Source organism: Geodermatophilus sp. SYSU D01180 (assembly GCF_054050415.1).
Genome location: NZ_JBJGZH010000014.1, coordinates 105957 through 126089, shown reverse-complemented (window position 1 = coordinate 126089; position 20133 = coordinate 105957). Strand labels below are relative to the sequence as shown.

Below are 20133 nucleotides of genomic sequence, written 5' to 3'. Positions count from 1 at the left end.
CTCGTTCGAGGCGGTGACCCCACTCTAACACCGGCTCCGCAACAGCCCGGCCCCAGGCCGGCCCGGCGGTTTCCCGCGCCTTCCGGCCCGGTCCGTTCTCGCTCGGTGCAGAAAGAACCATACACGGCCTCAGAGAGCCCCTGCAGGGGGGTCCCAGGCACTCGCCCGGGCAACCGGGAAGCGCTCCGGACGGGGCCCACAGCGCTGCGGTCCGCCAGGCCGTTCCTGCTGGTCAGGCCACTCCGGCCGGGCGGAACTGGACGCTCACGCGCGGCCCGACGGGCCTGCTGGTCTTCGGGATGCAGTGCTCCCAGGTGCGCTGGCACGAGCCGCCCATCACCACCAGGTCCCCGTGCCCCAGTAGGAAGCGCAGGGTCTCGTCCCCACCGCCGGCCGGACGCAGGAGGAGCGGCCGCGGCGACCCGAAGGAGACGATCGCCACCATCGTGTCCTCGGTGCGGCTCCGGCCCAGGCGGTCTCCGTGCCAGGCCACGCTGTCCCGGCCGTCCCGGTAGAGGCACATGCCGGCGGTGACGAACGGCTCGCCGAGCTCGGGGGCGTAGTGCGCGTCGAGCGCAGCCCGAGCCTCGGTCAGGAGCGGGTGCGGCAGCGTCTCGCCGCGCCCGTACCAGCGGAGCAGCCGCGGGACGGCGACCTCGCGGTCGTACATCTGCCGCCGGTCGGCCCGCCACCCGATGTCGCCGAGCAGCACCTCGAGTACCTCGTCGGAGCCGGTCACCCAGCCCGGCAGGTGGTCGACCCACGCACCCCTGCTGAGCACGTGCCGCCGCACCCGGCCCCGGAGCGGGGTGAGTGCGGCCTCCTCGGCGACGTCGAACATCGACGGCTGGTGCGTGAGCGGCATGACGGCAGGCTAGCGGTGATCGAACGTGTGTACGACTCACCGCTACGCGGTGAGCGCGAGGGCGAAGGGCAGCACGCGGGAGGCGCCCGCCAGCTGCAGCTCCCGCCCGGCGACGGTCATGGTCCAGCGCGAGTCGGCGAGGTCGTCGACGAGCAGCACCGGGACCGGCCCCAGCTCGCCGAGCCGCGACCGCAGCTCCGGCCCGACGACGATCCGCTGCCACACCCCTGCCAGCCGGAAGGCGCTGTTCCCGCCCGGGCCGCCGGTCGGGCCGCCGTGGGCGAGTGACAGCTCGCCCAGGTACGGCAGCCGTCCCACCCGGGCCAGGCCCTGCGCCACCCCCGTCACCAGGCGCGGACGGCGGCGCGACGGGACCGCGACCACCGCCGCCGGCCGCTCGGCCCAGTCCCAGGCACCGAGCACGCGGGCGCAGGCGCGCAGCAGGTCCTCGTCCGGCGGGACGTCGGACACCGAGCGCTGCACCGGCACGTCGAAGGCGGCGTCCGGGTCCTCCTCGATGCCGGGCGCCTCGAGGTCGAGGGTCACCGTGCCGCCGACGCCGTCGTCGCCGAGCAGGGTGCGCAGCCGCTGGCCCCAGCCCAGGTCGGTGAGCCGCGCGACGGCCCGGCCCGGGTCCACCTGCTCGGCGGCCGCGATCTTCCCCTTCACCTCGACGCCGAGCCGGTCGGCGCCGGTGGGCCACTGGGCGCGGGGGGCGAGCTCGACGCCCGGGCGGTCGAGCGCCGCGGAGGCCGCCTCGGCCGCGCCGGCGGGGACGTCGGTCGGGTACCAGGGGCCGGCGCAGACGTCGCAGCGGCCGCACGGGGCGGCGGTCGGGTCGTCGAGCGCCTCCTGGAGGAAGGCCATGCGGCAGCGCGCCTCGTCGACGGGCTTCGCGTAGGTGAGCATCGCCCGCTGCTCGGCCTCCCGGGTGCGGGCGACGCGGCCGTAGCGGTCGGCGTCGTAGACCCACGGGCGGCCGGTGGACCGCCAGCCGCCCTGCACGCGCTCCACCGCGCCGTCGACGGCGAGCACCTTGAGCAGCAGCTCGAGCCGGGAGCGGCGGACGTCGGCGACGGTCTCCAGCCGGGCCACCGACCACGCCTTCCCGTCGGCCATCGCGGACAGCACCGCGGCGGCGTGGTCCTCGCGCGGCATGGAGGAGGTGGCGAACCACTGCCAGATGGCGAGGTCCTCCGGGCCGGGCAGGAGCAGCACGTCGGCGTGCTCGACGGCGCGGCCGGCGCGGCCCACCTGCTGGTAGTAGCTGACCGGCGACGACGGCGCCCCGAGGTGGACGACGAAGCCGAGGTCGGGCTTGTCGAAGCCCATGCCCAGCGCCGAGGTGGCGACCAGCGCCTTGACCCGGTTCTCCCGCAGCGCCTCCTCGGCCTCCTTGCGGTCGGCGTCGTCGAGGCGGCCGGTGTAGGCGCGCACGTCGTGCCCGGCGTCGCGCAGCAGCCCCGCCGTCTCCTCGGCCGCGGCGACGGTGAGCGTGTAGACGATGCCGCTGCCCGGCAGGTCGCCGAGGTGGGCGGCGAGCCACGCCAGCCGCGCGCGGTCGGTCGGCAGCCGCAGGACGCCCAGGCGCAGCGAGTCGCGGGCCAGCGGGCCGCGGACCGTCGTCACCCCGACGCCGCCGGCGCCCAGCTGCTCGGCGACGTCGGCGACGACGCGCTCGTTGGCCGTGGCGGTGGTCGCGAGGACGGGCGTGCCTGCCGGCAGGGTGCCGAGCAGGTCGCGGATGCGGCGGTAGTCGGGCCGGAAGTCGTGGCCCCAGTCGGAGACGCAGTGCGCCTCGTCGACGACGAGCAGACCGCACCGCTCGACCAGGTCGGGCAGCTGCTCCTCGCGGAAGCGGGGGTTGGTCAGCCGCTCCGGCGAGACCAGCAGGACGTCGACGTCGTCGGCCGCCAGGGCCGCGGCGACGTCGTCCCACTCGGTGGCGTTGGCGCTGGAGATCTCCACCGCGCGGATGCCGGCGCGGGCCGCGGCGGCCACCTGGTCGCGCATCAGCGCGAGCAGCGGGCTGACCAGCAGCGTGGGACCGGCGCCGCGGCGGCGCAGCAGCGCGGTGGAGACGAAGTACACCGCCGACTTGCCCCAGCCGGTGCGCTGCACGACCAGCGCCCGCTCGGAGCGCTCGACCAGCGCGGCGACGGCGGCGTCCTGCCCCTCGCGGAACACCGCGTCGGGCCGGCCGGTCAGCTCGCGGAGGACGCCGAGGGCCTCGGCGGCCAGGTCGGACGGGGGCGCGGCGGTGCTCATGGCACCCGACAGTAGGTGCGTCCCCCGACAGCGGGACCGTGTGAGCGGGACCTGGGGACGACGGGCAGGATGGGGACGATGCGACCGCCGGACAACCACGTGCACACCGGGTGGTCGTGGGACACCCCGAGCAGTGTGACGATGGCCCGCGCCTGCGAGCAGGCCGTGGCGCAGGGGTTGCCCGCGATCGCCCTCACCGAGCACCTCGACTTCACCGTGTGGGGCGCCGACGACCGGGCCACCACGCTCGGCCTGGTCGACCGGCACGCCTCGCGGCACGCGCCGATCGACACCGAGGGCTACTGGGCCGAGCTCGCCGAGGTCCGCGAGCGGTTCCCCGGGCTGCGCATCTGGTCCGGCGTCGAGGCGGGCGAGCCGCACCTGTTCGAGGCCAGCCTCGCCGCGCACCTCGACGACGCGCCGGTCGACCGCATCCTCGGCTCGCTGCACTCGCTGCACGACGGCGACCGGCTCTACGGCGTCGGGCAGCTGCTCTACCAGGACGCCGACGGCACGATGCGCCGCTACCTGGCCGAGGTCGTCGACATGATCGAGAGCAGCGACGTCTTCCAGGTGCTCGCGCACGTGGACTTCCCGCGGCGGTACTGGCCCGGCGGCTCGCACCGGTACGTGGAGAAGGACTACGAGGAGGAGTACCGGGCGGTGTTCCGCGCGCTGGCCGGCACCGGCCGGGCGCTGGAGGTCAACACCAGCAGCCCGCTGGCCTCGGTGGACCAGGTGCGCTGGTTCCGCGAGGAGGGTGGCGAGGCGGTCAGCTTCGGCAGCGACGCCCACCAGCCCGGCGCGGTGGGGCAGCGCTTCGACCTCGCCGTCGACGTCGTCGAGGCCGCCGGCTTCCGCCCCGGGCGGGACCGCTTCGACTTCTGGCGCCGCTGAGCTCAGCCGGCCGCCCGGTCGAGGGCGGCGCGATAGACCCGGGGGAGCGCGACAGGGGCGATCAGGCCCTGGGCCAGCAGCACCGCCCGCCCGCGCAGCCCGCGGCCGCCGCTGTGGCGCCACGTCACGTCGACGTGACTGCCGCCGTCGTCCCGCGGGGTGATCCGGACCTCGCCGGTGCCGCGGTCGCAGTGGTCGCTGTCCAGCAGCGTCCAGGTGACCCGATCGGGGTCCGACCACTCGTAGCGCAGCAGCACCCAGAAGGGGACGCCCGCGCTGCCCTCGCGCAGCACGGCCCAGCCCTCACCCTGCTCGCGGACCTCGTACCTCGCCGGGTCGAGGGTCTTCGACCACACCTCCAGCCGCCGGTCGCCGACGTCGGTGAACGCCTCGCGGACCTGGGCAGGGGTGGCGCGGGTGTCGAAGCCGAAGCGGACGCGCATCACCGTCTCCTCCCGGGCGGCCCCCGCTCCCCCGGGAGTGTCCCGTGGCCAGGGGTCCCGCGGAGGGGCACGAGGTCCCGGCAACTACTTCACCGCTAAGAGAAACGCCGCTAGGGTCGCCGGGGTGACGTCCCGCCGCGTGGTGATCGCCCTCGGGGGCAACGCCATGACCGGACCCGACGGCTCGGCCACCCCGGAGGCGCAGCGGAACGCGATCCGCGAGGCCGCCGGCCACGTCGCCGAGGTGGTGGCCGCGGGGGTCGAGGTGGTGCTCACCCACGGCAACGGCCCGCAGGTGGGCAACCTGCTGGTCAAGAACGAGCTCGCCGCGCACGTCGTGCCGCCGGTGCCGCTGGACTGGAACGTCGCCCAGACCCAGGCGACCATCGCCTTCACCGTCGCCGACGAGCTCGACGCCGCCCTCGCCGCCCGGGGGCTGCCCCAGCGCACCGCCGGGCTGGTCACGCGGACCCTCGTCCACGCCGACGACCCGCACTTCCGCGAGCCGTCGAAGCCGGTCGGCCGCTTCCTCCCGCGCGAGGAGGCAGAGCGGTTCACCGCCCTCGGCCAGGTCTGGGAGGACCGCGGACCGCGGGGCTGGCGGCGGGTGGTCGCCTCGCCGGAGCCGCGGACGGTCGTCGACTCCCCCGCGATCCACGCCCTCGCCGCGGCCGGCTTCGTCGTCGTCTGCGCCGGTGGCGGGGGCATACCGGTGACCGACGACGGCTGTGCCGGCGCCCCCCTCCGGGGTGTCGAGGCCGTCATCGACAAGGACCTCACCGCCGCCGTCCTGGCGCGCGACCTGGAGGCCGACACCCTGGTGATCGCCACCGACGTCCCCAACGTGATGGTCGACTTCGGCACGCCGTCCCAGCGCCCGCTCGGCCGGGTCACGGTGGCCGAGCTCCGCGCGCACGCCGCGGACGGCCAGTTCGCCCGGGGCTCCATGGGCCCCAAGGTCGAGGCCGTCCTCCGCTTCGTCGAGGGCGGCGGCGAGCGCGCCGTCGTCACCTCGCTCGAGAACATCGCCGACGCCGTCACCGGGGACGCCGTCGGCACCGTCGTCACCGCCCACTGAGAGGGAGCACATGCCCGCACCGATCGAGGTCCGCAAGGTCCCGCTGCACAACGTCAGCGACGCCAGCGAGCTGGCCAAGCTCATCGACGACGGCGTCATGGAGGCCGACCGGGTCGTCGCCGTCATCGGCAAGACCGAGGGCAACGGCGGCGTCAACGACTACACCCGGATCATCGCCGACCGCGCCTTCCGCGAGGTGCTGCTGGAGAAGGGCAGGCGGTCGAAGGAGGAGGTCGCGCAGATCCCGATCGTGTGGTCCGGCGGCACCGACGGCGTCATCAGCCCGCACGCCACGATCTTCGCGACGCTGCCCGAGGACGCCGTCGAGAAGACCGACGAGCCGCGGCTGACCGTCGGCTACGCGATGAGCGACGTCCTGCTGCCCGAGGACATCGGCCGCATCTCGATGGTGGAGAAGGTCGCCGAGGGCGTGCGCCGCGCGATGGAGGCCGCCGGGATCACCGACCCGGCCGACGTCCACTACGTGCAGACCAAGACGCCGCTGCTGACGATCGAGACCATCCGCGACGCGAAGAACCGCGGCGAGGACACCTACTACGACGAGCCGCACGGCTCCATGGACCTGTCCAACGGCACGACGGCGCTGGGCATCGCGGTGGCGCTCGGCGAGATCGAGATGCCGAAGCAGGAGCAGGTCATGCGCGACCTGTCCCTCTACAGCGCCGTCGCGTCCTGCTCGTCGGGCGTGGAGCTGGACCGGGCGCAGATCGTCGTCGTCGGCAACGCCCGCGGGCACGGCGGGAACTACCGCATCGGCCACTCGGTGATGAAGGACGCCCTGGACCAGGACGGCATCTGGGACGCCATCCGCCAGGCCGGGCTCGACCTGCCCGAGCGGCCGCACGTCAGCGACCTCGGGGACCGGCTGGTCAACGTCTTCCTCAAGTGCGAGGCCGACCCGACCGGCTACGTCCGCGGCCGGCGCAACGCGATGCTCGACGACTCCGACGTCTTCTGGCACCGGCAGATCAAGGCGACCGTCGGTGGCGTCGCGGCGTCGGTGACCGGCGACCCGGCGGTGTTCGTCTCGGTGGCCGCGGTGCACCAGGGCCCGTCCGGCGGCGGCCCGGTCGCGGCGATCATCAGGGCCTGAGGCCCGGGCGGGACCCGCGGGGCGCTCCCCCGCGGGTCCCGCTCACGGCACGATCGCGTCCACGTAGCCGCCGTCGACGCGCAGCGCGCCGCCGGTGGTGGCCGAGGCCAGCGGCGAGGCGAGGTAGACGCACATGTTCGCGATCTCCTCGGGCTCGATCAGCCGCTGCAGCAGCGACGCCGGGCGGTGCTCGCGCATGAACCGCCGCTGCGCCTCGTCCCAGGGCAGGTCGCGGTCCACGAGCGAGTAGACGAAGTCCTCGACGCCGCCGGTGTGCGTGGGCCCCGCGATCACCGAGTTCACCGTCACCCCGGACCCGGCCGCCTCCTTGGCGAAGCCGCGCGAGACCGCGAGCAGCGCCGTCTTCGTGACGCCGTAGTGGACCATCTCGGCCGGGATCGCGACCGCCGAGTCGCTGGCGATGTACTGCACCCGGCCCCAGCCGCGCTCGCGCATCCCGGGCAGGTAGGCGCGGGTGAGCCGCACGGCGGTGAGCACGTTGGTCTCGAAGTAGCGGCGCCACTCGTCGTCGGTGATCTCCAGCGCCGGGCGGGCGCCGAAGACGCCGAGGTTGTTGACCAGCACGTCGGCGTCGGGGACCGCCTGGAGCAGGGCCGCGGCGCCCTCGTCGGTGGTCACGTCGCCGGCGACGGTCCGCACCGCGCCGTCGATCCCGGCGGCGGCCGCCTCGAGCCTCCCGGGGTCGCGGCCGGTGAGGACGACGGCGGCCCCCGCGCGGGCCAGGCCGGCGGCGATGGCCAGGCCGATGCCCTGGGACGAGCCGGTGACGACGGCGGTGCGGCCGTCCAGGTCGATGCGCATCAGGTCCCGGCCTGCACGCGGACGACGGTGCGGATCACCGCCCCATCCTCGGCCGCCCCGGCGCGCGCGGCGATCCGGGCCGCCGGTCACCGCAGATCAGCGCCGTGATCGCTCCGTTTCCCCTGGATGGGGGTCGGGTAGGGGCGCATCCTGATCATTCGACGAGTGAAGTGGGCCGAGCCATGGACACGGATCATCGCGAGGGTCACGGGGGACTCGTGGGCGCCGTACGGGGCGCGTTGGAGCAGTTCATGGCTCTGACGGGCCTCGAACCGGTCGCCACCACCGGCGTGCGCCGGGACGGCGACGGGTGGTCCGTGCTGGTCGACGTCGTCGAGCTGGAGCGCATCCCCTCCACGACGAGCGTCATGGCGACCTACCGGGTCGACATGGACGGTTCCGGCGCGCTGACCGGGTTCGAGCGGCTGCGCCGCTTCAGCCGCGGCCAGGTGGACCAGGCATGAGCGGACCCGTCGCGCGCCGTCAGGTCGGCGTCGGCAGCGGAGCGCTCGGCCGGCAGCCCGACTCGCTGGCCGACGTGCTCGAGCGCGTGCTCGACAAGGGCATCGTCATCGCCGGCGACATCGTCGTGAACATCCTCGACATCGAGCTCCTGACCCTCAAGCTGCGCCTGTTCGTCTCCTCCGCGGAGACCGCCCGCGAGATGGGCCTGGACTGGTGGAGCCACGACCCGTTCTTCTCCGGCCGGCCTGCGCCGGCCGTCGAGGACGGCGAGCGCGACGACGGCGAGGTCGCCGCGCTGCGGGCGCGCGTCGCCGAGCTGGAGGACCTGGTCCGCCGGCAGGGCCTCGAGGCCGGACCGGCGACGACGGACCGGACGACGGACGGGGCGACGGAGCGGCGGGGGGACGAGCCGTCGTGACCGGTCCCGACGTCCCCGACCGCCTCACCCTTGTCGCCCGCGAGCTGGGCCCCGAGGTGCTGGCGGACGCGGTCGTCCGGGGCCGCGAGCGGGCGGTCGAGCGGCTGGCCGGCCTGATCGCCGACGCCCTGGTGGCGGAGGTCCTCGCCGGCCGGGGCGCGGGTGCGGTCCCCGCCCCGGCGCCGGTCGCACGCCCGGAGCCCGCCCCGCCGCCCGAGCCGGCACCGCCACCCGTGCCCTCGCCGCGGACCGACGCGGCCCCGCTGCCGGACGAGGTGCTGTACGCCTTCGCGCTGGCCCGCGCCGACCTCCCGGTGCCCGCGGACCCGCCCGGCGCCCCCGACGGCGGACGCCCCCTCGAGCTGGTGACCGACGGCGACCTCGGCCTGCTGGTGCGCCGCGTGCCGCGGGCGGACCTCGAGGTCGACCCGGACGACCTGTCCGAGGGCGGGCGCCTGGCGCTGCTGGCCCGGGGCCACGACGCCGTCGTCCGGGCCGCCGTCGCCGCCGGTCCGGTGCTGCCGCTGCGGCTGGGCACCGCCGTCCCCGACGCGACGGCCGCCCGCCGTCTCCTGGCCGAGCACGCCGCCGTCGCCCGCGAGCAGCTGGCCCGCATCGGCGACGCCCGCGAGTGGGGCGTCCGGCTGGTCCGCCCGGCCGACGGCGAGGAGGCCGGCGACGGCGGGCCCCGGCCCGACCGCGAGGAGCTGACCGGCACCGCGTACCTGGCCCAGCGCCGGCAGGCACTGCGCGAGCGGGAGGAGGCCGCCCGCCACGCCGCCCGGGCGGCCGACCGGCTCGAGCAGGTGCTGGACCCGCACGTCCGGGAGTGCCTGCACCGCGGCGCCGCGCCGGCGTCCGGGCTGCTGCTCGACCTCGCCTGCCTGGTGGCGCCGGACGCGGAGGAGGCGTTCCTCGCCGCGGTCGGGGAGCTCCGGACCGAGCTCGAGGACGACGGACTCGCGCTGGAGGTGAGTGGCCCCTGGCCGCCGTACTCCTTCGCCGCGCTGACCGCGGAGGGCCACGGTGGCTGAGCGGACCGGGATCCTCGGCGGGGACACCCGGGGCACGAGCCTGGTCGAGCTGCTCGACCGGGTGCTGCAGCGCGGCGCCTACGTCGGCGGGGACGTCGTCATCACCCTGGCCGGCATCGACCTGGTCCGGCTGGACCTGCGCCTGCTGCTCACCGCCGTCCAGCCCCGGGAGCCGCAGCCGGCCGGCACGGAGGCCCTCCGGTGACCGGCCCCGACCCGGCGACACCGCAGCGGAGGACACCGTCCGGCGCCGCCCGCCGCCTGGAGGGCAGCGGCGAGGAGGTCGGCCGCTCGCTGGGGCGGCTGGTCGTGTCCCTGCTGGAGGTCGTCCGCCAGGTCGTCGAGCGCCAGGCGCTGCGGCGGGTGGACGCCGGCGACCTCACCGACGCCCAGGTCGAGCAGCTCGGCCGGGCGTTGATCGACCTGGAGGCCACCTTCGACGAGCTGATCGACGCGTTCGGCGTCGTCCCCGAGGACCTGTACCTGCCCCTCGACCTCACCGCGCTGGCGCGCGGTGGCACCACGGGCACCCGAGCACGGCCCCCTGACCCCGACCCGAGCAGGAGACAGCCATGACCATGTCCACGTCCTCCGTCAACCGCGCCCCCCGGCCCAGTGGCCTCGCGGACGTCCTCGACGTCGTCCTCGACAAGGGCATCGTCATCGACGCGTACGTGCGCGTGGCGCTGGTGGGCATCGAGTTGCTCACCATCGACGCGCGGATCGTGATCGCCAGCGTCGACACCTACCTGCGCTTCGCCGAGGCGGTCAACCGGCTGGACCTGCAGCCGCAGGACCAGGTCGCGGGCCTGCCCGGCCTCATCCGGGAGGTCACCCAGGGCGGGTCCCGGGCGAAGACGAAAGGAGCCCTGAGCGGCGCGCGGGAGACCGCCCAGGACGTCATCGGCTCCCTGACCGGCCGCGACAAGGACCGGGACGAGGAGGGCGACGGCGGCTCGCGCGGCGGCGGCGAGCGCGGCGCCCCGGCGTCGCGGCGGCCGCAGAACCGGGGCTGACGGTGCTGCTCGTCCACGGCGTCGTCCGCGGGTCCGACGCCCCCGCCGTCGGCCGGGTGCCCCCCGGCAGGCTGCAGCAGCCGCGCGCCGTCGTCGCGGGTCCGCTGGCGGCGGTGGTGTCCGACGCGCCGGACGGCGACCTGGTCGGCGACGACGCGGTCGCGCACCTCGACCTGCTGGTGACCCTGGTCGTGACCGTGCCCGTGCTGCCGCTGGCGTTCGGGACCGTCGCGCCCGACGAGGACGCCGTCCGGGCCGAGGTGCTCGAGCCGTCGGCCGAGGAGCTGGAGCAGCGCCTGGCCGCCGTGGCGGACCTGGTCGAGCTGCGGCTGGACCTCTCCTTCGACACCGACGCCTGCGTCGCCGCGGTCAGCCGCGACGACCCGGAGGTCGCCCGGCTCGCCGCGCGCGCCCGGGTGCCGGGAGCCGCGCTGGCCGACCGGATGGCGGTGGGGGAGGCGGTGGCCGCGCGCGTCGCCGACCTGCAGGCCGCGCTGGTCGCGGAGTGGACGCAGGAGCTCGCGACGGTCGCCGAGCAGTCCCGGGAACTGCACGTCGACGAGCAGGTGTCCCGGACGGCGTACCTCGTCCGGCGCGGCCGGCTCGACGACGCCGACGCGGCGGTCGCCCGCATGCGGGAGGCCGCCGGGGGCTGGGCCGACGTCGAGTACGTGGGCCCGATGCCCGTCTACAGCTTCCTGGACGACGTGGTCGTGGGTTCGCAGCCCGCACCCCGTTCGCGATGGGGGTGGTGAGGGAAAGCAGCACACCGTCGGTACGGGGGCCGGCGGCAGTCGATCGAGCAGTTGCACCGGGGACCGGGTCCCCGGTGGGAGAAGAGGATCACTGTGACCGAGAGTCCCACCCCGTCCGTGCTCAAGCTGGGAGCCGCCACGCTCGGTGGCTACCTGCTGGGCCGCATGAAGAAGGGCCGGGCCGCACTCAGTTTCGCCATGTGGGTCGCCGGCTCGCAGTCCGCCCTGGACCCCAAGCGCCTCCTGCGTGAGGCCCTCCTGTCCGTCGCCAGCAGCAACGAGGCCAAGGAGCTGCTGACCCAGCTCCGTGGTCCCCTGCTGCAGGCCGGCCGGAGCGCGGCGACGGCCACCTTCGACACCCAGCTCGCGGCGCTGACCAAGGCGCTGGAGCAGCGCACGGCCGCGCTGAACGAGAAGGCCGGGAAGGCCGCCGACACCGTGGGCGAGGCGGCACTCAAGGCCACCGACACCGCGGGCGACGCCGCCTCCACGGCCACCGACACCGCCGGCAAGGCGGCCGGCGCGGCCGGTGGCGCAGCGACCGGCGCGGCCGAGTCCGGCACCGGCGTCCTCCGCCGTGGCCTGCGGGCGATCACCGGCAAGGGCAAGGGTCACGAGGAGGACACCGACAAGGCCTCCGACCAGGACACCGAGGACCAGGACACCGAGGACCAGGACACCGAGGACCAGGACACCGAGGACCAGGACACCGAGGACCAGGACACCGAGGACCAGGACACCGGCACCGCCGAGGACCAGGGCGCCGAGGACGAGGAGTCCGAGGACACCGGGGCGGCCGAGGACGAGGCGGAGTCCGAGGACGACACCGGCGAGGACACCGGCGAGGACACCGCCGAGGACACCGCCGAGGACACCGCCGAGGACACCGAGTCCGACGAGGACGAGGGCGACGAGGATCTCACCGCCGAGGACGACACCTCCGACGAGGACGAGGAGTCCGACGAGGACACCGGCGAGGGCGACTACGAGGACGAGGACTCCTACGACGACGAGGAGGACGAGGACACCGAGTCCGACGAGGACGAGGGCGACGAGGACCTCACCGCCGAGGACGACACCTCCGACGAGGACGAGGAGTCCGACGAGGACACCGCCGAGGACACCGGCGAGGACACCGGCGAGGCCGAGGAGGGCGCCACCGCCGAGGGCGGCACCCCGGCCGAGGACACGTCTGGTGAGCACGAGTCCGAGGAGGAGACGTCCGACGAGGCGACGTCCGACGAGGCGACGTCCGACCAGGGCAGCGACCGCACCCCCGACCCGGGTCACGCCGACGTCGACGTCGACCCCGGCCAGGCCGGCGGCTCACCCGGCGACGACACGGACGCCGGGGGCGGCGACGGGGGTCAGCAGGACACCCCGCTGCCGCCGCGCCGCGGGGCCCGGCGTCCGCAGGGCCGTCAGGCCCGGGGTGACCGGGCGCAGGGTGACCGGGGACAGTCCCCGGAGGCTCCCCGCAGGCGGCCCCGCCCGAGTGGCGACGCCGCGTCCGGCGGCGGCCAGGAGGCTGCCGGCCGTGACGAGAACCGCCAGAACGAGGCCGAGCCCCCACGCCGCGCCCGGCCCCAGGGCCGAGCCCCCCGTCGTCCGCGCACGGAAGGAACCCGGGCATGACCAGCACGGAGAACCAGGAGAACCAGGAGACCGGCGGCGGCGGAGGTGGCGGAGGCCTGCTCGGCGGGCTCGCCAGCAACCCGGTGATCGGCAAGCTCGGTGAGGCGGCAAAGGACTACGCCAAGGCCCGCGCCGGCGACGCGGTCAAGTCGCTCGGCAGCAAGGTCGGCGGCGTCACCGACAACCTCAAGGAGAAGGCCGAGGGCGGTGGCTTCGTCGCCCCCGCCGCGATGGGAGCCATCTCCCGGGTGGCCCAGGGCGACAGCCCGGTCAAGGCGGTGCTCGGCGGCGTGGGCACCGGGATCAAGGAGAAGATCAAGGGCGCATTCCGCAAGGGCGGCGGGGCCGGCGGCAACAAGAAGTTCGTCAACATCGTCGAGGACGTTTACGTCGGCGTCCCGGTGAACGTCGCCTACGACCAGTGGACGCAGTTCCAGGAGTTCGCCAGCTTCATGAAGGGCGTCGACTCGGTCGACCAGGCCGACGAGGTGTCCAGCAACTGGCGGGTGAAGGTCGCCAAGTCCCGGCGCAACTGGAAGGCGACCATCACCGAGCAGATCCCGGACCGGCGGATCGTCTGGACCACCGAGGGCGCCAAGGGCACCACCAAGGGCGTCATCACGTTCCACCCGCTGGCCGACGACCTCACCCAGGTCCTGCTGGTCATGGAGTACTACCCGCAGGGCCTGTTCGAGAAGACCGGCAACATCTGGCGGGCCCAGGGCCGCCGCGCCCGGCTGGACCTCAAGCACTTCCGGCGCTTCATCATGATGCGCGGCGAGGCCACCGGCAGCTGGCGCGGGGAGATCCGGGACGGCGAGGTCGTCCGCGGACCCGACGAGCCGGAGCCGGACGAGACCGGTGCCGAGTCGCCGGAAGAGGCCGAGGACCAGGAGACCGGCTACGACGAGGAAGCCGGTTACGACGAGGAGGAGGAAGAGGCCGGCGAGGAGGAGGCCGGCGAGGAGGGCGCCGAGGAAGAGGAGCCCGAGGAGGAGACCCCGGAGGAGGCTCCCGAGGAGGAGCCGGCCCCCGCGGGGGCGCCCTCCGGCGACGGATCCGGGGACGGACCGCCGCAGCGACGACGGTCCCGGCGCCCCGCGCCGGCCGGGACCCGCTGAGAGGAGGCGACGGTGTCGCAGACCGAGAACGGCGAGGTGCCCGCGTCCCTGCGTGAGGCGGCTGTCTCGCTCAGCGTCCGGGAGGAGGTCCTCGACGTCCTCCTGGAGAAGATCGAGGCCGACCACTACCCGTCGGCGACCATGATGGACGACGTCGAGGCGCTGCTCACCCCGTGGCGCAAGCAGGAGTACGCGGAGATCCTGCTCGACAAGATCCGCCAGGACCGGTTCCCCAGCCGGTCGCTGATCCAGCGGCTGGTCCGCCTGGCCTGCTGAACCGACCGTCACCGGCCGGCGTCGGGTGCCCCACGGCCCCCGGCGCCGGCCGGTGGCGTCTCCGCGGCCGGGTCCCCCGCGACGGCGGCCGGGTCCGACGGCCCGGGCGCCGGCCCGTTAGCGTCGGGGCACGCCGACGGAGCCGGAGAGGTGCGGATGATCGACAAGCGGGTGGGGTCACTGGCCGACGCCGTCGCGGGCATCGAGGACGGCGCGACCGTGCTCATCGGCGGGTTCGGCGCCTCCGGCGTCCCGGTGGAGCTGGTGCACGCGCTGCTGGACCAGGGGACCACCGACCTCACCGTCGTCACCAACAACGCCGGCTCGGGCGAGACCGACGTCGCGGCGCTGCTGCGCGAGCGGCGGGTGCGCAGGATCGTCTGCTCCTACCCGCGCTCGACCGGCTCGGTCTGGTTCGAGGAGCGCTGGCGCGCCGGCGAGGTGGAGCTCGAGCTGGTCCCGCAGGGCACGCTCAGCGAGCGGATGCGCGCCGCGGCCGCGGGCCTCGGCGGGTTCTTCACCCCGACCGGCGCCGACACCCGCCTCGCCGAGGGCAAGGAGGTGCGGGTGATCGACGGGCGCCGGCACGTGTTCGAGGAGCCCCTGCCCGGCGACGTCGCCCTGGTCCGGGCCGCGCGCGCCGACCGCTGGGGCAACCTCGTCTACCGCACCGCCGCGCGGAACTTCGGCCCGACGATGGCCGCGGCCGCCGCGCTGACCGTCGTCCAGGTGGACGAGTTCGTGGAGCTGGGCGCGCTGGACCCGGAGGCGATCGTGACGCCGGGGATCTTCGTGGACCGCGTCGTGGAGGTGGGCAGGGCGTGAGGCTGGACACGCGGGACGTCGCCCGGCGGATCGCCCGGGACATCCCCGACGGCGCCTACGTCAACCTCGGCATCGGCCTGCCCACGCTGGTCGCCGACTGCGTCGGGGACGACAAGGAGGTCGTCTACCACTCGGAGAACGGCATCCTCGGGATGGGCCCCGCCCCGGCGCCGGGCGAGGAGGACCCCGAGCTGATCAACGCCGGCAAGCAGCCGGTGACCCTCCTGCCCGGCGGGGCGTTCTTCCACCACACCGACGCGTTCCTCATGATGCGCGGCGGCCACGTCGACGTGACCGTGCTCGGCGCCTTCCAGGTCTCCGAGCACGGCGACCTCGCCAACTGGGCCACCGACGACGCCACGCACCCGCCGGCGGTCGGCGGCGCGATGGACCTCGCCGTCGGCGCGCGGCGGGTGCTGGTCATGACGACGCACACGACCAAGGCCGGCGAGCCCAAGCTCGTGCCGCGCTGCACCTACCCGCTCACCGCCGCCGGCGTGGTCGACCGCGTCTACACCGACCTCGCCGTCCTCGACGTCACCGCCGAGGGGTTCCTCGTGCGCGAGATGGTGGCCGGGCTCAGCCGCGACGACCTGCAGGGCGCGACGGCCGCCCGGCTGTCCTTCGCCGACGACGTCGGGGTGCTGGTGCCGGGTCAGCGCGAGTAGTACTCCACGACCAACTGCTCCTCGCACACCACCGGGACCTCCTCGCGGGCGGGCACGCGCTCCACCCGGGCGGTGAGGTCGGCCAGCCGCACCCCGAGGTAGGCCGGGGCGGTGGCGTGCGCGCCGGACGCGGCGACCTGGAACGGCTCCCGGGTCCGCGACCGCTCGGCGATGGAGATCCAGTCGCCGGGGCGCAGCCGGTAGGACGGGCGGTCCACCCGGCGGCCGTTGACCAGCACGTGCCGGTGGGTGACGAACTGGCGGGCCTGGTAGATGGTCCGCGCGAACCCGGCCCGCAGCACCGTGGCGTCCAGCCGCGACTCGAGGTCCTGGATCAGCGCCTCGCCGGTCTTGCCGCCGGTGCGCCGGGCCCGGTCGAACGCCCGGCGCAGCTGGGTCTCGCTGACGTCGTACTGCGCCCGCAGCCGCTGCTTCTCCAGCAGCCGGGTGGAGTAGTCGCTCTGCTGCTTGCGCTTGCGGCCGTGCTCGCCCGGCGGGTACGGGCGGCGCTCGAAGTAGCTCACGGCCTTCGGGGTGAGCGGCAGGCCGAGCCGGCGGCTGAGCCGGACCTTGGGACGGGGGGTGTTCAACCGGACCTCCGTTGTCGAGTTAGGTTAGGTTCACCTTACTCGCATCCCGACACCCGAGGTGATCGATGACCGCCGGCCCCTCCCCCCGCGCCGGTGCGGGCACCACCGGCATCCCGCAGCCCTCACCCGCCGAGCGCGCCCGCACGGTGGCCGCCCGGGCCTCGGCGGCGCTGCACGCGGTCGGTGTCGGCGCGGTCGAGGTCACGGTCACCGGGACGACGGCGGCCGGGCAGGTGCTCGTCGTCGTCCCCGCGGACGGGCGGCTGGCGACGGCGCTGCGGACCTCGCCCCTGGGCGACCTGCCGGCGCGGCTGACCGTCACCGACCGCACGGCCTTTCCCGTGCAGCACCCGGTGCGCGGGCAGGTGGAGCTGTCCGGCTGGCTGACCCCGGTGCACCCGGCCGTCGTGCAGGCCGCGCTGCTGGACCTCGCCGAGGTCCACCCCTCCGACGCGCTGCTCGACGTCGGCCTGCGCGCGGTGCTGCTGCGCCTGGACCTCGCCGAGGTGCTGCTCACCGACGCCGGGGCGACGTGCGAGGTCGAGCTCGAGGACTTCGCGGACGCGAGGCCGGACCCGGTGAGCGCCGACGAGTCCGGCCTCGCCGCCGCGCACGCCGCTGCGCTGGACGCCCTGCTCGCCCGGGTGCAGGCGTGGGCCGGCCCGCGCGACGACCTCCGCCTGCTCGGGCTGGACCGGCACGGCGTGCGGTTCCGCGTGGAGGCGCAGCGCTCCTGCTACGACCTGCGCGTGCCCTTCCGGGCGCCGCTGACCGGCGGGGAGGGCCTGGCCGGCGCACTGGACGCCCTGCTCGCCTGCGGCCCGGCGTAGCCCACCGAGATCGGCGGTCTCGTGGCCATCAGGGCGTGATGGCCACGAGACCGCCGATCTCGGCCTGGGCTCAGGCCGCCGTCGCGGCGCGGGCCTCCTCGGCGAGGGCGGCCAGCGCCTGCTCGAAGCACTCCCGCGGCGGCTGGACGAGGCCCGCGCCCACCTGACCCGTGCCGGCCACCCGCCCGGCCATGCCGGTGTTGATCTGCGGCAGCCAGCCGGTGCGGGCCACGGCGAGGACGTCGATGCCGGTCGGGGCGCCGCGGAAGCCGAGGATCGGGATGGCCATCGCCGGGTTCTCGGCCAGGGTGAGCTGGTACATCCGCTCGGTGGTGGCCAGCGCGTCGGGCACGGTGCCGCCGACGAAGCGCACGATCGCCGGCGCCGCGGCCATCGAGAAGCCTCCGACGCCGTAGGTCTCCATGATCGCGGAGTCGCCGATGTCGGGGTTGGCGTCCTCGGGGCCGTAGTCGCCGAGGAACAGGCCGACCGGCGTCTGCGCGGGGCCGGTGAACCAGCGGTCGCCGGTGCCGGCGGTCTGCACGCCGAACTCGGTGCCGTTGCGCGCCATCACGGTGACCAGCGTCGAGCCGGGGACGTCGCGGGCGGCGTCCATCGCCAGCTTCGCCGTCGGCATGCCGAGGTTGAGGAAGAAGTGCTCGTTGCCGCCGATGAAGCGCAGCGCGGCGGCGACGTCGGCGGACGGGGCGTCGAGCGCGGCCAGCGCCGGAGAGAGCTCGCGCAGGGTCATCAGCGACCCGGCGCGGTTGCGGTTGTGCCCCTCGTCGCCCATCTGCAGCATCTGCGCGAGCACGGCCTTGACGTCCAGCGGCTCGGCCATCGAGCGCACGGCGCGGGCCAGCAGGGGGCCGAGGACGTCGCGCATCCAGCCCAGCCGGGTGAGCACCTCCTCGTTGAAGGCGCCCATCCGCAGGACCTTGCCCAGGCCCTCGTTGAGGTTGCAGTAGGCGCGGCCGCCGTTGACCGGGTCCTCCAGGCACCACGCCCACATCGACGGCGAGGTCACCCCGGCCATCGGGCCGACGGCGGAGCGGTGGTGGCACGGCTCGAGCTCCACACCGCCCGACGCGAGCAGCGCCTCGGCCTCCTCGACCGTCGACGCCCAGCCCTCGAACAGGCAGGCGCCGACGAGCGCCCCGCGCATCGGGCCCGACGCCGCCTCCCAGGTCAGCGGCGGGCCGGAGTGCAGCAGCGTGCGCCCCTCGAGCCCGAGCACCTCGCGGGCCGGGCGGACGTCGACCAGCACCGAGCCCGCGGCCAGCACCCGCTCGACCGCCGTCCGGTTGGCCGCCGCGCGGCGCGGGTCCAGCGCCAGCGCGGCGAGGTCGCCGGCGTCGCCGAAGCCGGGCGGCCGCCAGTCGACGTCGGCCACCGACGCGCCCTGGGCGCGCAGCGCACCGGAGAAGACGTCGACGCCCGCGGCCACCACCGCCGGCGGGCCGTCCAGCAGACCACCCAGGCTCATCGCTGCGCTCCCAGCAGGTCGAGGGCGTACCGCGTGGCCGCGGCGTTGGAGGCGAAGACCGCGGCGCCGGCCGCGGCGAGGGCGTCGGCCTGGCGGCTCCAGCCCTGGGGGTCGGCCTCGGTGCCGACCAGCGCGACGACCACCGGCAGCCGCGCGCGCTCGCGGGCGGCGACCAGGGCCGGGGCGAGGGCCGCCGCCGGGTCGGCGTCGGCGCCGTGGCCGAGGACGACGTCGAGCAGCAGGACGGCGGGCTCGCCGGAGTCGGCCAGCCGGGCGATCGCCTCCAGCCGCAGCGTCGGGTCGATCATCGGGTGGGCACGGCCGACGGTCAGGGCGTCGTCACCGAAGTCGACGACCACGTGCCCGCGGGCGGACAGGTCCGTGCCGAGGTCCAGCTCCGGCCGCAGCGGGGTGTTGGACCGGACGTCGCCGAGCACGGGCGCCGCGACGAGCATCGCCTCGTCGGCCAGCGTGCCGCCGGAGTAGAGGCCCTTGAGGACCGCGCCGGGCAGCGCGGCCTCCGCCGGTCCGGGCCGGGACGGCCAGACCGGGACGTCGAGCCCCATGTCGGCCAGCAACGCCTCGACGGCGGCGGTGAGGTCGGGGGTCTCCGGCGACAGGGCGGCCGACCGGACCGGCGTGGACAGCCCCGCGGCGGCCCGCTCCACGGCCTCGGCGACCGACGGCGCCGGCGGCTTGGAGACGACGAGCACCCGCTCGGTGGCCGGGTTCGCGTCCAGGGCGGCGAGCGCGTCGAGCGTGGCCAGGCCGCCGACCGCCTCGGACAGGTCGCGCCCGCCGACGCCGATCACGTGCGAGACGCCGACGCCGGCCGCGTCGAGCAGGCAGGACACCTGCTGCGCGCCGGTCCCCGACGCCGCGACGACGCCGACCGGCCCGCGGCGCACCACGTTGGCGAAGCCGAGCGCGACGCCGGAGACGATCGCGGTGCCGCAGTCGGGGCCCATCACCAGGACGCCGGCGGCGTGCGCGGCACGCTTCAGGGCGACCTCCTGCTCGACGGGGACGCCGTCGGAGAAGACCAGCACGCTGCGGCCGGCGGCGATCGCGTCGGCGGCCTCGAGCGCGGCGTACTGCCCGGGGACGCTGACGATGGCCAGCGCCGGGGCACCCGGCTCGAGGTCGTCGAGGCCGGCGCCGATCGTGCGGGCCGGCTGCGCGTCGGCGCTGGCGCGGGAGCGCTCGCGCTCGGCCAGGGCGGCGTCGACGGCGGCCACCGCGGCGGCGAGCGCGTCGTCGTCCACGGCCCGGACGGCGATGAGCAGCTGGTCGGGCGCGGGGGTCTCCGCGGGCGCCAGCCCCATGCCCGCGGCGAGCTCGACGTTGAGCGGCGTGGCCATGGCGACGAGGACGGCGGTGACGCCCTCGCGGGCGCCGACGTCGCGGCTGACCTGCATCAACCGCACCGAGTCGGCGTAGACGCCGCTGCGCAGGGAGACGTGCCGGACGCCCTCTCCGGGGCCAGGATCGCTCACCCCGCCGACCGTACCGGGCGATCCCTCAGCG

Annotated in this window: 23 protein-coding genes; 16 read left to right on the top strand and 7 right to left on the bottom strand. The window is 75.5% G+C overall.

From position 1 onward, the window contains the following. Positions 1-232: 232 nt before the first annotated feature. Positions 233-865, bottom strand: a complete 633-nt coding sequence (locus tag ACI8AA_RS14595; protein WP_457045125.1) for an alpha-ketoglutarate-dependent dioxygenase AlkB — start codon at positions 863-865, stop codon at positions 233-235. Positions 866-907: 42 nt separating this feature from the next. Continuing rightward, positions 908-3133 (bottom strand): RecQ family ATP-dependent DNA helicase, encoded by a 2226-nt coding sequence (locus tag ACI8AA_RS14590; RefSeq protein WP_457045124.1) that lies wholly within the window; start codon positions 3131-3133, stop codon positions 908-910. A 78-nt stretch (positions 3134-3211) separates the two neighbouring features. Here ACI8AA_RS14590 and ACI8AA_RS14585 point away from each other — a divergent pair, with 78 nt between their 5' ends. Next, positions 3212-4030, top strand: a complete 819-nt coding sequence (locus tag ACI8AA_RS14585) for a PHP domain-containing protein (protein ID WP_457045123.1) — start codon at positions 3212-3214, stop codon at positions 4028-4030. A 2-nt stretch (positions 4031-4032) separates the two neighbouring features. Here ACI8AA_RS14585 and ACI8AA_RS14580 read toward each other — a convergent pair whose 3' ends face one another. Then, positions 4033-4473, bottom strand: coding sequence for a hypothetical protein (locus ACI8AA_RS14580; RefSeq protein ID WP_457045122.1), 441 nt, complete (start codon positions 4471-4473; stop codon positions 4033-4035). A gap of 124 nt (positions 4474-4597) precedes the next feature. Between ACI8AA_RS14580 and ACI8AA_RS14575 the strand changes: the two genes are divergently transcribed. Next, positions 4598-5551, top strand: coding sequence for a carbamate kinase (locus ACI8AA_RS14575; RefSeq protein ID WP_457045121.1), 954 nt, complete (start codon positions 4598-4600; stop codon positions 5549-5551). A 10-nt stretch (positions 5552-5561) separates the two neighbouring features. After that, a complete protein-coding gene (gene bar, locus ACI8AA_RS14570; protein WP_457045120.1) occupies positions 5562-6665 on the top strand; it encodes a barbiturase in 1104 nt (367 codons plus the stop codon). A gap of 42 nt (positions 6666-6707) precedes the next feature. On the opposite strand, the gene ACI8AA_RS14565 is transcribed toward bar, so the two are convergent. Then, positions 6708-7487, bottom strand: coding sequence for an SDR family NAD(P)-dependent oxidoreductase (locus ACI8AA_RS14565; RefSeq protein ID WP_457045119.1), 780 nt, complete (start codon positions 7485-7487; stop codon positions 6708-6710). A 182-nt stretch (positions 7488-7669) separates the two neighbouring features. On the opposite strand from ACI8AA_RS14565, the gene ACI8AA_RS14560 reads away from it, so the two are divergent. The 12 genes from ACI8AA_RS14560 to ACI8AA_RS14505 all read left to right on the top strand — a co-directional run bounded on the left by ACI8AA_RS14560 (position 7670) and on the right by ACI8AA_RS14505 (position 15700). Beyond that, positions 7670-7951 (top strand): gas vesicle protein GvpO, encoded by a 282-nt coding sequence (locus ACI8AA_RS14560; protein WP_457045118.1) that lies wholly within the window; start codon positions 7670-7672, stop codon positions 7949-7951. Then, positions 7948-8370, top strand: coding sequence for a gas vesicle protein (locus ACI8AA_RS14555; protein ID WP_457045117.1), 423 nt, complete (start codon positions 7948-7950; stop codon positions 8368-8370). The genes ACI8AA_RS14560 and ACI8AA_RS14555 overlap by 4 nt, the downstream gene beginning before the upstream one ends. Continuing rightward, positions 8367-9404: a GvpL/GvpF family gas vesicle protein gene (locus ACI8AA_RS14550; protein WP_457045116.1), complete on the top strand. Its 1038-nt coding sequence runs from the start codon at positions 8367-8369 to the stop codon at positions 9402-9404. Before ACI8AA_RS14555 ends, ACI8AA_RS14550 begins: the two co-directional genes overlap by 4 nt. Further along, a complete protein-coding gene (gvpJ, locus tag ACI8AA_RS14545) occupies positions 9397-9609 on the top strand; it encodes a gas vesicle protein GvpJ (RefSeq protein ID WP_387991074.1) in 213 nt (70 codons plus the stop codon). Before ACI8AA_RS14550 ends, gvpJ begins: the two co-directional genes overlap by 8 nt. Next, on the top strand, positions 9606-9980 hold the full coding sequence (locus ACI8AA_RS14540; protein ID WP_457045115.1) for a gas vesicle protein K: 375 nt from the start codon (positions 9606-9608) through the stop codon (positions 9978-9980). Before gvpJ ends, ACI8AA_RS14540 begins: the two co-directional genes overlap by 4 nt. Beyond that, entirely contained in the window at positions 9977-10420 is a 444-nt protein-coding gene (locus ACI8AA_RS14535; protein WP_457045114.1) for a gas vesicle structural protein GvpA, read from the top strand. Before ACI8AA_RS14540 ends, ACI8AA_RS14535 begins: the two co-directional genes overlap by 4 nt. Positions 10421-10422: 2 nt before the next feature. Next, positions 10423-11175 carry a GvpL/GvpF family gas vesicle protein gene (locus ACI8AA_RS14530; protein WP_457045113.1) on the top strand — a complete coding sequence of 251 codons (753 nt, stop codon included), beginning with the start codon at positions 10423-10425 and terminating at the stop codon, positions 11173-11175. Positions 11176-11268: 93 nt separating this feature from the next. Next, positions 11269-12810 carry a hypothetical protein gene (locus tag ACI8AA_RS14525; RefSeq protein ID WP_457045112.1) on the top strand — a complete coding sequence of 514 codons (1542 nt, stop codon included), beginning with the start codon at positions 11269-11271 and terminating at the stop codon, positions 12808-12810. After that, entirely contained in the window at positions 12807-13931 is a 1125-nt protein-coding gene (locus tag ACI8AA_RS14520; protein WP_457045111.1) for an SRPBCC family protein, read from the top strand. The genes ACI8AA_RS14525 and ACI8AA_RS14520 overlap by 4 nt, the downstream gene beginning before the upstream one ends. Positions 13932-13943: 12 nt before the next feature. Then, positions 13944-14207 (top strand): hypothetical protein, encoded by a 264-nt coding sequence (locus tag ACI8AA_RS14515; RefSeq protein ID WP_457045110.1) that lies wholly within the window; start codon positions 13944-13946, stop codon positions 14205-14207. A gap of 156 nt (positions 14208-14363) precedes the next feature. Further along, positions 14364-15032, top strand: a complete 669-nt coding sequence (locus ACI8AA_RS14510; RefSeq protein WP_457045109.1) for a 3-oxoacid CoA-transferase subunit A — start codon at positions 14364-14366, stop codon at positions 15030-15032. After that, on the top strand, positions 15029-15700 hold the full coding sequence (locus tag ACI8AA_RS14505; protein WP_456936128.1) for a 3-oxoacid CoA-transferase subunit B: 672 nt from the start codon (positions 15029-15031) through the stop codon (positions 15698-15700). The genes ACI8AA_RS14510 and ACI8AA_RS14505 overlap by 4 nt, the downstream gene beginning before the upstream one ends. Here ACI8AA_RS14505 and rpsD read toward each other — a convergent pair. Next, a complete protein-coding gene (rpsD, locus tag ACI8AA_RS14500; RefSeq protein WP_457045108.1) occupies positions 15688-16290 on the bottom strand; it encodes a 30S ribosomal protein S4 in 603 nt (200 codons plus the stop codon). The genes ACI8AA_RS14505 and rpsD overlap by 13 nt on opposite strands. A gap of 65 nt (positions 16291-16355) precedes the next feature. On the opposite strand from rpsD, the gene ACI8AA_RS14495 reads away from it, so the two are divergent. Further along, positions 16356-17120 (top strand): DUF2470 domain-containing protein, encoded by a 765-nt coding sequence (locus tag ACI8AA_RS14495; protein ID WP_457045107.1) that lies wholly within the window; start codon positions 16356-16358, stop codon positions 17118-17120. Positions 17121-17190: 70 nt separating this feature from the next. Here ACI8AA_RS14495 and ACI8AA_RS14490 read toward each other — a convergent pair whose 3' ends face one another. Then, on the bottom strand, positions 17191-18606 hold the full coding sequence (locus ACI8AA_RS14490) for a DUF1116 domain-containing protein (protein ID WP_457045106.1): 1416 nt from the start codon (positions 18604-18606) through the stop codon (positions 17191-17193). Continuing rightward, a complete protein-coding gene (locus tag ACI8AA_RS14485) occupies positions 18603-20102 on the bottom strand; it encodes an FdrA family protein (RefSeq protein WP_457045105.1) in 1500 nt (499 codons plus the stop codon). The genes ACI8AA_RS14490 and ACI8AA_RS14485 overlap by 4 nt, the downstream gene beginning before the upstream one ends. Positions 20103-20133 lie beyond the last annotated feature (31 nt).